Raw genomic sequence first — 13451 nt, 5'->3', positions numbered from 1 at the left:
GGCGGTCAGCCGTGCGCGAGAATCTTCGCGGCCGCGTCCAGGCCGTCCGGGGTACCGACGACGACGAGCAGATCACCCTCGGTGAAGGTGAAGTCCGGGCCGGGCGACGGGTGCAGCTGACCGGCGCGCATCACCGCGACGATCGAGGTCTTGGTGCGGGTGCGCATTCCGGTCTCACCCAATGTGCGACCCGCGAACGGTGATTCGTCGCCGATCGCGAGCTGACGGGTGGTGATCCCGGGTAGGTCGCGATGGTCGTCGTTGAGTTTGGCGACCAGTTGCGGCGCGCCGAGCAGGTTCGCCAGCACCGACGCCTCGTCGGTGCACAGCGGCACCTGGGCGGCGATCGCATCCGGGTCGTCGGGTTTGGACACGATCAAGTCGATGTCGCCGTTGCGGTGGGCGATCACCCCGACGCGGCGCCCCGACTTGACCTCGAAATCCTTGCGCACTCCGATCCCCGGTAGCGCTGTGACATCGACGTTCACACCGTCCACAGTAGTCGTGTGGTGACCGCGGATGTGGTCTACGCCACTTCGCCGCGCTGGGGCGTGCTGAACAATCCATCCGCCCCGGGCAGGTACGACTCGGCCGCGAGCACCGCGGCCACCGGCAGCGCGGCGTACAGATGGGGGAACAGCATCGAGGCCGGATCGCCCGGTACGCCCGGCTCCCACTTCACCTCGCCGGTGAACCGGGCGGGATCCAGCCACAGCACCATCATGTCGGTGCGCCCGGCGAAGAGCCGGTTGGCGGGCAGGTGGACCTGGGCGGGAGTGGACAGGTGGACGAAGCCGCTCTCGGTCAGCGACGGCGGCCTGCGTTCGCCGGTTCGCTGGGAATGTTCCCATTCTTGGGAAGAACACAGGTGAACAAGCGTGTGGGTGTCGGATGTCACGGGTAATCTCCGGGTAGACAACAGGTTCGGACGTCGAAGACCCTGACACAGGATCGACGATGCGGTTCGGTTCGGTGTTGCGTACCGCGGGTAACGGGCAACACCGCAGCGAGCGACAGATCGATGAGTGACAGGTTCGAGTGGGAGGTGGCAGCGACGGCGCCGTGGGTGATCGGCAGGGGCTCGAGACGGTGACCGGTGGTGTTCGCTTTCAGCGAAACCGCAGGTCGTGTTATCGAAAACACAAAGATTCACTTCCGGGAACAAAGCCTGAACCCCGAACGTCTGACAGAGTAGTCGTACCCCTGCTGGGAAGTAGCGGATGCGAGCCTCGTGGAGTGACCACGGGGCCCACACCTAGGCGAACGGCCACGCAGCGCCGGGAGCCGGGACGGAGGAGTCATGCCAGGAACCCTGACCAGCACCCCACTGACCGCGGTCGATCGTTGCGATCGTTGCGGGGCGGCTGCCCGAGTGCGTGCCGTTCTTCCCGCGGGTGGCGAGTTGCTCTTCTGCCAGCACCACGCGAATGAACACATGGACCGCTTGCGCGAGCTCGAAGCCGTGATCGACACGGAATCCGCTCCCGCTCTCTGACCACTCCTCGCGTCCGAAACAATCACATCTGACAACAGAACAACCCGACAGCGGGCGACCTGGAAAGGTCGCCCGCTGTTGTTGTGTCCGGGGTCAGTCGCCCGCGTCGGCGAGGATGCCGTCGACCAGCGTCGCGACGCCGTAGGCGAAGGCGCCGTCGGGGTCGGCCGGTGCCTGATAGTGCTCGCCCACGGCGGTACCCACCCGGCCGGCGAGGGGGAAGTCGGCGGCGGGCATCACCTCGGCCAGCAGCGGGCCGTGCACCTGCCACCAGTCCGCGTCGCTGAGCTGGGCCGCCGCGCCTGCGGCCGCGACGGCGAGCCGGGCATTGCCGGTGGCGAAGTCGGTGAGCACCGCGATCGCGCGGTCCATGGCGAGGTCGGTCAGCCCGGCGTCGGAGATCGCGCGGAGCTGATTCTCGTAGCGGCGCATCCTGGCCGGACCGAGCACCTGGCGCCACGGGGAGACCTCGAGCAGCCACGGGTGGGTGATCAGTTCGGTTCTGATCCGCGTGGCGATCGCGATCATCCGGTCCCGGATCGGCAGGTCGGCGGGTATCGCCGGGTCCTCGGCGGCGACGGCGTCGACCATGAGCACGAGCAGTGCGTCCTTGCTCGGCACGTAGGTGTAAAGGCCCATCGCGCGCAGGCCGAGTTCGGCGGCCACCGTGCGGATCGTCAGCTTGTCGATGCCCTCGCGATCGGCCAGGGCGATACCCGCGGCGACCACGGCGTCGACCGTGAGACCGGGTTTCGGGCCGCGTGCTCCCGGCTTGGCGGGCAGGGCGTGCCGCCACAGGAGCTCGAGGATCTGGGTGGCCTGTGCGGTGGATTTCTCGACGCCGTCGGTGGGCACGAGCCGTCCTTTCTGGCACTCGGGAACAAACTCAGTACAGTGTACGTTGTTCGGTTGTTCGCGTTGCCCGATCAGAGGAGACCGCTCTGCCCGCCACCCAGGCCACCTATCTGCCCGACCGTCATCTGTTCGCGCTGTGGACCTGGACCGGTCGCGGTGCCGGTGCCGCGCCCACCGGTATCGGCGACCGTGAAGCGCTGACGCTCGCGCTGCCGGTGGGCGAGCGCGGCGCGATCGAACCGGTCGAGATCCCGGCCGCCGTGGTGACACCCGCCGAGCTGGCCGGCGTCGCCACCGCGGACCTCGCGCCGTCGGCCCTGGCCTGGCGCGAGCTGCTGGCCGCTGCACGACCCGCAGCCCTGTCGCCCACGGCGGGCGCGACCACAGCACCGCCGCGCCGCAGCACCGGTGCGCCGGGACCACGCGGCGACGGGTCGGCGGTCTCCGTCGAACTACCCGCCGCTGCGCACGCCGTCCCCGATGCGGTCGGCACCTCGATCGTCTCGGCCCAGCGAGCAGTGCGCGTGCTGCGCGAGACCGCGGCCGCCGATGCGGAGCTGGCAGAAGTCCTGGACGCCACGCTGCGTCCGTATCAGGTGCGCGGCGTCGGCTGGCTGCGCGAGACCGTCGACGCGTACGGCGGTGCGGTGCTGGCCGACGAGATGGGCCTCGGCAAGACCGTGCAGACCATCGGGTTCCTGCAGGGGCGCGCCGAGGGGTCGCAACTCGTGGTGTGCCCGACCTCGCTGGTGGGCAACTGGGTGCACGAGATCACGCGGTTCGCGCCGGGCCTGAAGGCGGTGTCCTGGCGTGGCGGCGATGTGCCCGCTGCACCGGGGACCGTCGTCGTCACCGGGTATCCGACGCTGCGGCTACACGGCGCCGCACTGACCGGCAGGCAGTGGACCACCGTGGTGTTCGACGAGGCGCAGGCGCTGAAGAATCCGCGCACCCAGGTGTCGCGAGCGGCGCGTGCCCTGCCCGCGGACGCCAAGGTGGCGCTCACCGGCACCCCGGTGGAGAACCATCTCGACGAACTGTTCGCGCTGCTCAATCTCACGGTGCCGCGACTGTTCGCGCATCGCACGCAGTTCCGGCGCCGGTTCGTCCGGCCGATCGAGGAGGGTTCGGCCGCGGCGGCGGCCCGGTTGCGCGATGCCGTCGAGCCGGTGGTGCTCGGCCGCAAGAAGATTCACGTCGCGGCATCGCTGCCTGCGAAGATCCACAGCGATCTGCTGTGCGATCTGACCGCCGAGCAGGAGCGGGTGTACGACGCGGTCCTGGCCGAGGCGCTCGACGAGGGCTTCGGTTCCGGTCTGCAACGGCAAGGCCGGGTACTCGCCGCGCTCACCCACCTCAAACAGGCGTGCAATCATCCCGGGCTGGTCTCCGGCGACCTGGGCGAACTGGCAGGCCGCTCCGGCAAGCTCGACCTGTGCACCGACATCGTCGCCACCAATCTCGACACCGGCGACCCGACGCTGATCTTCACCCAGTACCGCCAGACCGGTGAGCTGCTGGTGCGTCATCTCGCCGAACAGTTCGGGGTCGACGCGCCGTTCTTCCACGGCGGGCTCGACGCCGACCAGCGCGCCGGGATCGTCACCGCGTTCCAATCCCCGGACGGCCCACCGGTGCTCGTGCTGAGCCTGCGGGCCGCGGGCACCGGACTCACCCTCACCCGCGCGGCCGATGTGATCCATTTCGATCGCTGGTGGAATCCCGCCGTCGAGGCGCAGGCCTCGGACCGCGCGCACCGGATCGGGCAGACCCGCACCGTCACCGTCACCACGCTGACCAGCGCGACCACCGTCGAGGAGCACATCGCGGCGATGCACACCCGCAAGTCGGCGCTCACCGACCTCTCGGATGCGGCCGGGATCGCCGACCTGGCCCGGCTCGACGACGACGCCCTCGTCGACATCCTGCGACGGAAGCGAGAGAACTGATGGCCGACAACGAATTCGGTTACACGGCGTGGGGCAGGGACTGGGTGCGGCTGGCCGAACCGCTGCGCCAGACCCGCCCCGAACCGCTGCTGCCGCGCGCCCGCAGCATCGCCCGCAACGACGGGGTACGCACTGAGATCGAGGCGCGGACGGTGCGCGCGCACCTGCATCGCGGCGGAAAGGCATCGATCGCGCATGTCGAGGTGGCGCCGCTGGCACGGTCGGCGGTCACCGTGATCGCGCGGGCGATCCCCGATCCGACCGTGCTCACCGACGAGATGCACCGGGCGCTGCTCGATGCCGGACACTCTCCCGCGCCGACCCTGGTGAGCACCGATTGCTCGTGTTCGGCGCGGACCGCACGGTGTCTGCACGTGCTCGCGGTGCTGTACACGATCGCCCGGCGCGTAGATGAGAATCCGCGGCTGGCGCTGGAACTACAGGGCTATTTCGACGCCGCCGACGATGCCGGAGCCCCGGTTCAGGAACCGCGCTGGACCAGCCTCCACACGCTCGACCCGGCTCAGTTCTTCGAGCGAGCGCACTGACCGCGTAGCCCTTCGCCCGGTCGCGGTGGGTGGGGGGGGGGGGGCGGGGCCACCCCCCCCCCCCACCGCTTGCCTGACGCGAGAGAAATCATGACATCAGCGGCATCGCTCGGTGTGACCCTGTTGGCCGAGGGGTCCATCGATTTCAACGTCTCCGGGGTGATCGACCAGTTCTGGCGATTGACCGTCGACGGACTCACCTACGGATCGATCTACGCGTTGGTCGCCGTCGGCTACACCCTGGTCTACGGCGTGCTGCGACTGATCAACTTCGCGCATTCCGAGATCTTCATGCTCGGCATGTTCGGTACCTACGTGGGGCTGGAGCTGCTCGGCTTCGCCCCCAGCGGCAACGCGTACTCCCAGGGCGTCCTGCTGACGGTGATCTATCTCGGCTTGGCGATGCTGTTCGGCATGCTGGTCTCGGGTATCGCCGCGATCGGGCTCGAGCGGGTGGCCTACCGCCCGTTGCGCAGGCGCGGAGCCAAACCGCTGGCGTTCCTGATCACCGCGATCGGCATGTCGTTCGTGATCCAGGAGTTCGTCCACTACATCCTGCCCAAGATCAAGCCCGGTCTCGGCGGCTCCAACGCCCAGACCGGGATCCGGCTCGTGGAGCCGAAGGTGCAGTTCACCTTCCTCGGCGCGCAGGTCACCAATGTGGCGCTGGTGATCTTCGCCGCGGCCATCGTGCTCGCGATCACCACCGAGATCCTCATCAACAGAACCAAATTCGGCCGCGCCATCCGCGCGGTGGCCCAGGATCCCGACACCGCCACCCTGATGGGTGTCTCGCGCGAGCGGGTGATCGTGCTGACCTTCCTCATCGGCGGTCTGCTGGCCGGTGCGGCCGCGATGCTGTACACGCTCTACATTCCCACCGGCATCATCTTCTCCGGCGGTTTCATTCTCGGTATCAAGGCTTTCAGCGCCGCGGTGCTCGGCGGTATCGGCAACCTGCGCGGCGCGCTGCTCGGCGGCATGATCCTCGGCGTCGCCGAGCAATACGGGCAGATCCTGTTCGGCAACGAATGGCGTGACGTGGTCGCGTTCGTTCTGCTGGTGACCGTGCTGATGTTCCGGCCGACCGGCATCCTCGGCGAGAGCCTGGGGAGGGCGCGCGCATGACCGACCTGACGAAAACCCCGGTGCAGGACCAGGATCGGCGCGGCCTCGGCGACGCGATCCGCGACTGGTGGGACGGGCTGTCCCGGCCGGGCCAATGGGCCGTCGGCGTGCCGGTCATCGCCGTGCTGGCGATCCTGCCGCTGTACCCGCCCCCGTTTATCGACACCCCCGGCGTGAGTTTCGGCGGCGTGATGGCGCAGTTCGCGATGTACGCGCTGATCGCCATCGGCCTGAACGTGGTCGTCGGCCAGGCCGGTCTCCTCGACCTCGGCTATGTCGGTTTCTACGCTGTCGGCGCCTACACGGTCGGCCTGCTGACCAGTCCGAACAGTCCGTGGAACCAGACCGACGGCGGCTGGCTCAATCCCAGCTGGGCCTGGCTGGCGTGCCTGCCGATCGCGGTTGCGCTGACCGCGTTCGCCGGTCTCGTGCTCGGCGCGCCGACCCTGCGGCTGCGCGGCGACTATCTGGCGATCGTGACGCTGGGCTTCGGTGAGATCGTCCGCCTGATGGCCGACAATCTCGAGGAACTGACCAACGGCAGCCTCGGGTTGTCCAAGATCGCCTACCCGCAGGTCGGCGAATCCGAAGCGCATCCCGGTGGCTACTTCTCCCCGGGCAACCTCGGTGATCCCGACAGCTCGAACCCGCTGGAGCGGGCCAACAACGGCACCTGGTGGTTCTGGCTCGGCATGGCGCTGGTCGTCGTGGTCCTGCTGGTCATCGGCAACCTCGAGCGCAGCCGGGTCGGCCGCTCCTGGGTCGCGATCCGCGAGGACGAGGACGCCGCCGAGATCATGGGCGTGCCGACCTTCAAGTTCAAGCTGTGGGCCTTCGTGATCGGCGCCTCCGTCGGCGGCCTGTCGGGCGCCATGTACGCCGGTCAGGTCACCTATGTGAACCCGAAGCAGTTCGACATCATCTTGTCGATGCTGTTCCTGTGCGCCGTCGTGCTCGGTGGCTCGGGCAACAAGCTCGGCGTGATCGTCGGCGCCTTCCTCATCGCGTACCTGCCGATGCGGTTGCAGTCGGTGCAGCTGGTGTCGAGCGAGTCGACGGGCTATCTGCTGCTCGGGCTCGATATCGCGCTGCTGGTCGGCCTGTGGTTGCTGTGGCGGTGGCGCGGTGCCGCGCTCGGCGTGTGGGCCAGGCGCGGGGTGATCACCGTGTCGATCGTCGCGGTGGTCTTCGGCCTGCTGCTGCTGGGCAGCGTGCTGCTGTTCCGCAAGGGTGGCGCGCAGACGCTCGGTGACCTGAAGTACTTCTACTTCGGCATCGCGCTGGTGGTGATGATGATTCTGCGGCCACAGGGTCTGTTCCCGGTGCGGCAGAAACTGCTCACCTACGGCAGGCAGGTGTACCAGGCGGTCGTGCGCAAGCCGGCGGCCGAACTGATCGGAGCAGGGCGATGACGGGGCCGGGCGCAGGGGACGCGCTGTACGACAACGAGGACATGTCGGCCGGGTACAAGCCCGTGCCGGAGGTCGAACCGGCAGGCGAGGTCGACGTCACCGCGGTACTGCCCGAACTCGGCGACGCCGGGACGGTCGCCGAGGTGGTCGCGCCGCATCGCGCGATCGAGACCGAGGTGGGCGAGGCGCTGCTGCGCACCGACGGCCTGACGGTGAAGTTCGGCGGTCTGACCGCGCTGGACGGGGTCAGCTTCGAGATCCGCCGCGGCGAGATCCTCGGCCTGATCGGCCCCAACGGCGCGGGCAAGACCACCTGCTTCAACGCGATCACCGGCGTCTACAAGCCGGCCGGCGGCAGTGTGCACTTCGACGGGCGGCCGCTGGCCAAGACCAAGCGCAACGAGATCACCCGGATGGGTATCGCCCGCACGTTCCAGAACGTGCGGCTCTTCGGGGAGATGACGGCGCTGGAGAACGTGGTCGTCGGCACCGATGCCCGCCACTCCACCTCGGTGCCCGGTGCGGTGTTCCGTACCCCGAAGCACCGGCGGGAGGAGCGCGACGCCATCGAGCGTGGCATGGCGCTGCTCGAGTTCGTCGGCATCGCGCCGCGCGCGGTGGAGAAGGCGCGCAACCTCTCCTACGGTGATCAGCGCAGGCTCGAGATCGCGCGGGCGCTGGCGACCGAGCCGAAGCTGCTGTGCCTGGACGAACCGGCCGCCGGGTTCAACCCGAGCGAGAAGTCGGCGCTGATGGATCTGATCCGCAAGATCCGCGACGACGGGTACACCGTGCTGCTGATCGAGCACGACATGCGCCTGGTGATGGGCGTGACCGACCGGATCGTGGTGCTCGAGTTCGGGCGCAAGATCGCCGACGGCCTGCCCGCCCAGGTGCGCGAGGATCCGGCGGTCATCGCGGCGTATCTCGGTGTGCCCGACGCGGACACGGTCGAAGAGGTGCGCGAGGGGGCCGGTGCCGCCGCCACGGCGGAAGCGGCGCCGACGCAGGCGCCTGCCACGGTGGTGGAAGCGGCGCGGGAGGAGCCCGAGGCCGAGGTCGAGCAGCGGGTACCGCTGCTCGAGGTCCGCGACATGGTCGTGAACTACGGCAGAATCGAAGCGCTGCACGGGATCTCGCTGTCGGTCGACCAGGGCGAGCTGATCACCCTGCTCGGCGCCAACGGCGCGGGCAAGACGACCGCCATGCGCGCGCTGTCGGGTCTGCTGCCGCTCACCTCGGGCAAGATCCTGTTCGAGGGCAAGGACATCACCTCGATGAAGGCGCACGACCGGGTGGTGCACGGCCTGATCCAGGCGCCGGAAGGTCGCGGGGTGTTCCCCGGCATGACCGTGGCGGAGAACCTCGACATGGGTTGCTACGGCAGGCCGTTCGAGCAGAAGTCCGAATACCAGCAGACCCTGGACTGGATCTTCGAACTGTTCCCGCGCCTGGCCGAACGCCGCAAACAGGTCGGCGGCACGCTCTCCGGCGGTGAACAGCAGATGCTGGCCATCGGCCGAGCCCTGATGGCCCGCCCGAAGCTGCTGCTGCTCGACGAACCATCGATGGGTCTGGCCCCCATGGTGATCCAGCAGATCTTCAAGATCATCAGCGAGATCAACCGCCAGGGCACCACCGTCCTGCTCGTCGAGCAGAACGCCCAGCAGGCCCTGACCCGCAGCGACCGCGCCTACATCCTGGAAACCGGCGAGGTCACCAAGACCGGAGCGGGCGCCGCCCTGCTCACCGACCCCGCCGTCATGTCCGCCTACCTGGGCCACGACTGATCCGGGAATCGCACGGCAATCGGCCCCCGTACCGCTTCGCGAGCGGTGCGGGGGCCGATTTCGTCGGCACCGCCTGCCCCGACCGGCGCGGCGGGGTTCGGGGGTGTCGGTGGTGGTCCCTACACTCATCCGGGTGAGTTCACCGACGACTGCGCAGGCATCGACAACGACCACCGATTCGGGCGGTGAGCGGCCCACGCTGCTGCTCCTGGACGGGCACTCGCTGGCCTATCGCGCGTTCTTCGCGCTACCGGCGGAGAACTTCAAGACCGTCACCGGGCAGACCACCAACGCGGTGTACGGGTTCACCTCGATGCTCATCAATCTGCTGCGCGACGAGAAGCCCAGCCATGTGGCCGCGGCGTTCGACGTGTCCCGCAAGACCTTCCGCACCGAGGCGTACCCGGAGTACAAGGCCAATCGCAGCGCGACGCCCGACGAGTTCCGCGGTCAGGTCGAGCTCACCAAGGACGTGCTCGGCGCGCTCGGTATCCCGGTGATGGCGATCGACGGCTACGAGGCCGACGACGTGATCGCCACGCTCACCACCCAGGCCGTCGCCCAGGGGTACCGGGTGTTCATCGTCACCGGTGACCGCGATGCCATCCAGCTGGTCAACGACGACGTCACCGTCCTTTATCCGCGCAAGGGCGTCTCCGATCTCACCCGCTTCACCCCGGCCGAGGTGGAGACCAAGTACGGACTCACCCCGGCCCAGTACCCGGACTACGCGGCGCTGCGCGGCGACCCGAGCGACAACCTGCCCGGCATCCCCGGTGTGGGCGAGAAGACCGCGGCCAAGTGGATCCGCGAATACGGCGACCTGGCCACGCTCGTCGACAAGGTCGACCAGGTGAAGGGCAAGGTGGGCGACGCGCTGCGCGCCAACCTGTCCAGCGTCGTGCTCAACCGCCAGCTCACCGAGATGGTGCGCGAGGTGCCGTTGCCCTACGCCCCCGACCAGCTGGCGCAGGCGCCGTGGGACCGGGAGAAGATCCACCAGCTCTTCGACGACCTGGAATTCCGGGTGCTGCGCGACCGGCTCTTCGAGACCCTCGGCTCCGCCGAGCCCGAGGCCGAATCGGGCTTCGAGATCAGCGGTGGCGCCCTCGACCAGGGCGCGGTGGCCGGCTGGCTGGCCGAGCACGCGAAAGCCGGTGTGCGCCAAGGTCTGTCGGTGGTCGGCACCGGCACCCCGGTGCACGGCGACGCCCGTGCCCTCGCCATCGCCGCCGGTGACGGTGAAGGCGGCTACATCGATCTCACCGTACTCACCCCCGAGGACGAGGCGGCGCTGGGCGCCTGGCTGGCCGACCCTGCCGTACCCAAGGCGCTGCACGAGGCGAAGGCCGCCGGGCACGCGCTGCGCGGTCGCGGCTTCACCCTGGCCGGTCTCTCCAGCGATACCGCGCTGGCGGCCTACTTGGTCCGGCCCGGCCAGCGCAGCTTCAACCTCGACGATCTGTCCCTGCGCTACCTCAAGCGCGAACTGCGCGCCGAGACCGGCGACTCGGGCCAGCTGTCGTTGCTCGACGACGAGGACACCGTCGCCGCCGAGACCGCGCGCGAGCAGATGCTGCGTGCCCGCGCGGTCGCCGATCTCGCCGACGCGCTCGACACCGAGCTGGCCGCGATCGAGTCGACCGCCCTGCTCGACGAGATGGAGCTGCCGCTGCTCGACGTGCTCGGCCGGCTCGAAGAGGCGGGCATCGCCGTCGACGTGGCCCAGCTCGAGTCGCTGCAGCGCCAGTTCGCCGACCGGGTGACCGAGGCGGCGAACTCGGCATACGAGGTGATCGGCAAGCAGATCAACCTCGGCTCGCCCAAGCAGCTGCAGGTGGTGCTGTTCGACGAGCTCGACATGCCCAAGACCAAGCGCACCAAGACCGGCTACACCACCGACGCCGACGCGCTGGAATCGCTGTTCGAGAAGACCGGCCACGCCTTCCTGGAGCACCTGCTCGCGCACCGCGACGCGACCAGGCTCAAGGTGACCGTCGACGGCCTGCTCAAGTCGGTCGCCGACGACGGCCGCGTGCACACCACCTTCAACCAGACCATCGCCGCCACCGGCAGGCTCTCCTCGACCGAGCCGAACCTGCAGAACATCCCGATCCGCACCGACACCGGCCGCCAGATCCGCGACACCTTCGTCGTCGGCCCCGGCTACACCGAGCTGATGACCGCCGACTACAGCCAGATCGAGATGCGGATCATGGCGCACCTGTCCGGTGACGAGGGCCTGATCGAGGCGTTCAACTCCGGCGAGGACCTGCACACCTTCGTCGCGTCCAAGGCCTTCGACATCCCGCTGTCGGAGGTGAACCCGGAGATGCGCCGCCGGATCAAGGCCATGTCCTACGGTCTGGCCTACGGCCTGAGCTCCTACGGGCTCTCGGCGCAGCTGAAGATCAGCACCGCCGAGGCCAAGGAGCAGATGGACGTCTACTTCGACCGCTTCGGTGGCATCCGCGACTACCTGGCCGAGGTCGTCGAGCAGGCCCGCAAGGTCGGCTACACCCAAACGCTGTTCGGCCGCCGCCGCTACCTGCCCGACCTGGATTCCAGCAACCGCCAGCGCCGCGAGGCCGCCGAGCGCATGGCCCTCAACGCCCCCATCCAGGGCACCGCCGCCGACATCATCAAGGTCGCGATGATCAATGTGCGCACCGCGATGCGCGAGGCCGGCCTGCGCTCGCGCATGCTCCTGCAGATCCACGACGAACTCGTCTTCGAGGTCGCCGACGGCGAACGTGAGGCACTGGAAGCCCTTGCCCGCGAACAGATGTCCTCGGCCATCGAGCTGTCGGTGCCGCTGACCGTCTCGGTCGGCACGGGCCGCAGCTGGGATTCGGCGGCCCACTGAGCATCGGCGCCGGGGCGGGAGGGTCCGCCCCGGCGATCTCGCCCACCTGCACGTTTCCGGTCGGCGGATCGTGACGCCTTTGTCCAAGACGCCGGGGGTTACGCGGTCGTAGTGTTGGGTGGTCGACCGAAGGAGTTGAGCATCATGACCGGATTCGTCGCGACTGTGCAGACCGAGATCAGCGCCTCTCCGCAGCGGGTATGGGACGTGCTGACCGACCCGGAGCAGATTCGCCGGTTCATGTTCGGTGCCGAGGTGAACACCGATTGGCAGCCGGGGAGCCCGATCGTGTGGCAGGGGGAGTACGAGGGGAAGTCCTACGAGGACCGTGGTGAGATTCTCGCGGTCGAGCCGGGGCGGTTGCTGAAGGTCACCCACTACAGCCCGCTGAGCGGCCAGGACGACCTGCCCGAGAACTATCACACGCTCACCTACGAACTCACCGGGGACGACACGACCACGCGGTTGTCGCTGAGTCAGGACAACAACGCCACCGAGGAGGAGGCCGAGCACGCGCGCGGGATGTGGACCACCCACGTCGCGGGGGTCAAGGCCGCCGCCGAACGCGCCTGATTCCGGCGGCGCGAAACGCCTCGGCGCCGGGCAGCGGCAGCGGCGGAATATGGCAGCATCGGACACATGACTACCGATGTCATCGCGACCCCGCTGCCCGACTGCCCCGATATCGAGCAGGCCTTCACGACGTCGTGGCCGGTGCGCCTCGGGGACACCGACGGCCGCGACCGGCTGCGCCTGGACGCGGTGGCACGGTATCTGCAGGACATCGGGTTCGACCATCTCGACGCCGTCGAGGACGGCGACGCGCACCAGGCGTGGATCGTGCGGCGCACCGTCATCGACGTCTACGAGCCGATCGTCTTCGGCGACCGGGTGCACCTACACCGTTGGGCCGACTCGCTGTCGAATCGCTGGTGCGACATGCGGATTCAGCTCAAAGGGGAGCGGGGCGGCCACATCGAGGCCGCCGCGTTCCTGATCCACATCGACCCGGTGGCGGGCCGTCCGGCGCGGATGAGCGACGCGTTCATGGCGCCGATGCTGGCCAGCACCACCGAGCACCGGCTGCGCTGGCGCGCCGCGCTCACCGAGCTCGACGGCGCCGCTGCGGAGGCGGTGTCGTTCCCACTCCGGGTGACCGACGTGGACCGGCTCGGCCACGTCAACAACGCCGTCTACTGGGAGGCGGTCGAGGAAGCCCTCGCCGCGCATCCCGACCACCACGAACTGCCGTACCGGGCGATCGTCGAGCATGTCGGCCCGGTGATGATGGGCGACAAGGTCGTCCTGCGCACCAGCCTGCAGCCCGGCGGCCTGCACCTGCAGGTGGATGTCGACGGTTCGGCGCGGGCACTCGGTTCGGTCGAGCGGCTGGCCGGCTGACCGGACA

The 13451-nt window shown here is 68.9% G+C and carries 12 protein-coding genes and 1 pseudogene; 10 read left to right on the top strand and 3 right to left on the bottom strand.

Translation table 11 applies throughout. From position 1 onward, the window contains the following. Nucleotides 1–5: 5 nt before the first annotated feature. Together ACFVAV_RS08365 and ACFVAV_RS08360 are read right to left on the bottom strand one after the other, a co-directional pair. A complete protein-coding gene (locus ACFVAV_RS08365; protein ID WP_379032023.1) occupies nucleotides 6–488 on the bottom strand; it encodes a cation:proton antiporter regulatory subunit in 483 nt (160 codons plus the stop codon). Nucleotides 489–526: 38 nt separating this feature from the next. After that, the gene (locus ACFVAV_RS08360) at nucleotides 527–898 is read right to left on the bottom strand and encodes a DUF952 domain-containing protein (protein WP_379032020.1); all 372 of its coding nucleotides are present in this window, start codon (nucleotides 896–898) and stop codon (nucleotides 527–529) included. A 402-nt stretch (nucleotides 899–1300) separates the two neighbouring features. Between ACFVAV_RS08360 and ACFVAV_RS08355 the strand changes: the two genes are divergently transcribed. Further along, nucleotides 1301–1495 carry a hypothetical protein gene (locus tag ACFVAV_RS08355; RefSeq protein WP_029903635.1) on the top strand — a complete coding sequence of 65 codons (195 nt, stop codon included), beginning with the start codon at nucleotides 1301–1303 and terminating at the stop codon, nucleotides 1493–1495. Nucleotides 1496–1588: 93 nt separating this feature from the next. Here ACFVAV_RS08355 and ACFVAV_RS08350 read toward each other — a convergent pair whose 3' ends face one another. Beyond that, nucleotides 1589–2350, bottom strand: coding sequence for a TetR/AcrR family transcriptional regulator (locus tag ACFVAV_RS08350; RefSeq protein ID WP_379032015.1), 762 nt, complete (start codon nucleotides 2348–2350; stop codon nucleotides 1589–1591). 125 nt (nucleotides 2351–2475) lie between these two features. On the opposite strand from ACFVAV_RS08350, the gene ACFVAV_RS08345 reads away from it, so the two are divergent. The 9 genes and pseudogenes from ACFVAV_RS08345 to ACFVAV_RS08305 all read left to right on the top strand — a co-directional run bounded on the left by ACFVAV_RS08345 (nucleotide 2476) and on the right by ACFVAV_RS08305 (nucleotide 13444). Further along, entirely contained in the window at nucleotides 2476–4299 is a 1824-nt protein-coding gene (locus tag ACFVAV_RS08345; RefSeq protein ID WP_379033525.1) for a DEAD/DEAH box helicase, read from the top strand. Continuing rightward, entirely contained in the window at nucleotides 4299–4847 is a 549-nt protein-coding gene (locus ACFVAV_RS08340; RefSeq protein ID WP_379032012.1) for a hypothetical protein, read from the top strand. The genes ACFVAV_RS08345 and ACFVAV_RS08340 overlap by 1 nt, the downstream gene beginning before the upstream one ends. A 90-nt stretch (nucleotides 4848–4937) precedes the next feature. Beyond that, nucleotides 4938–5975 carry a branched-chain amino acid ABC transporter permease gene (locus tag ACFVAV_RS08335; RefSeq protein WP_379032009.1) on the top strand — a complete coding sequence of 346 codons (1038 nt, stop codon included), beginning with the start codon at nucleotides 4938–4940 and terminating at the stop codon, nucleotides 5973–5975. After that, nucleotides 5972–7387: a branched-chain amino acid ABC transporter permease gene (locus tag ACFVAV_RS08330; protein ID WP_379032006.1), complete on the top strand. Its 1416-nt coding sequence runs from the start codon at nucleotides 5972–5974 to the stop codon at nucleotides 7385–7387. The genes ACFVAV_RS08335 and ACFVAV_RS08330 overlap by 4 nt, the downstream gene beginning before the upstream one ends. Beyond that, a pseudogene (locus ACFVAV_RS08325) lies at nucleotides 7384–8334 on the top strand (ABC transporter ATP-binding protein); the annotation flags it as partial. The gene ACFVAV_RS08330 and the pseudogene ACFVAV_RS08325, both read left to right, overlap by 4 nt. 147 nt (nucleotides 8335–8481) lie before the next feature. Further along, nucleotides 8482–9177, top strand: coding sequence for an ABC transporter ATP-binding protein (locus tag ACFVAV_RS08320; protein ID WP_379033522.1), 696 nt, complete (start codon nucleotides 8482–8484; stop codon nucleotides 9175–9177). 133 nt (nucleotides 9178–9310) lie between these two features. After that, entirely contained in the window at nucleotides 9311–12043 is a 2733-nt protein-coding gene (gene polA / locus ACFVAV_RS08315) for a DNA polymerase I (RefSeq protein WP_379032004.1), read from the top strand. A 144-nt stretch (nucleotides 12044–12187) separates the two neighbouring features. Continuing rightward, complete coding sequence (locus ACFVAV_RS08310) at nucleotides 12188–12616, top strand: SRPBCC domain-containing protein (RefSeq protein WP_379032003.1); 429 nt, start codon at nucleotides 12188–12190, stop codon at nucleotides 12614–12616. Nucleotides 12617–12682: 66 nt separating this feature from the next. Continuing rightward, nucleotides 12683–13444, top strand: coding sequence for an acyl-[acyl-carrier-protein] thioesterase (locus tag ACFVAV_RS08305; RefSeq protein WP_379032001.1), 762 nt, complete (start codon nucleotides 12683–12685; stop codon nucleotides 13442–13444). The last annotated feature ends 7 nt before the right edge of the window (nucleotides 13445–13451 follow it).

The sequence above is a fragment of the Nocardia sp. NPDC057663 genome, assembly GCF_042799895.1.
Taxonomy (GTDB): domain Bacteria; phylum Actinomycetota; class Actinomycetes; order Mycobacteriales; family Mycobacteriaceae; genus Nocardia.
Note: the sequence above shows the minus strand (reverse complement) of the source record. Positions and strands in the feature narration are given on the sequence as shown.

What these genes read in the sequence shown, in the direction of transcription:
- ACFVAV_RS08355 (WP_029903635.1), top strand. Translation starts at nt 1,301, where the DNA reads ATGCCAGGAACCCTGACCAGCACCCCACTGACCGCGGTCGATCGTTGC.
- ACFVAV_RS08340 (WP_379032012.1), top strand. Translation starts at nt 4,299, where the DNA reads ATGGCCGACAACGAATTCGGTTACACGGCGTGGGGCAGGGACTGGGTG.
- ACFVAV_RS08335 (WP_379032009.1), top strand. Translation starts at nt 4,938, where the DNA reads ATGACATCAGCGGCATCGCTCGGTGTGACCCTGTTGGCCGAGGGGTCC.
- ACFVAV_RS08330 (WP_379032006.1), top strand. Translation starts at nt 5,972, where the DNA reads ATGACCGACCTGACGAAAACCCCGGTGCAGGACCAGGATCGGCGCGGC.
- ACFVAV_RS08320 (WP_379033522.1), top strand. Translation starts at nt 8,482, where the DNA reads ATGGTCGTGAACTACGGCAGAATCGAAGCGCTGCACGGGATCTCGCTG.
- ACFVAV_RS08310 (WP_379032003.1), top strand. Translation starts at nt 12,188, where the DNA reads ATGACCGGATTCGTCGCGACTGTGCAGACCGAGATCAGCGCCTCTCCG.
- ACFVAV_RS08305 (WP_379032001.1), top strand. Translation starts at nt 12,683, where the DNA reads ATGACTACCGATGTCATCGCGACCCCGCTGCCCGACTGCCCCGATATC.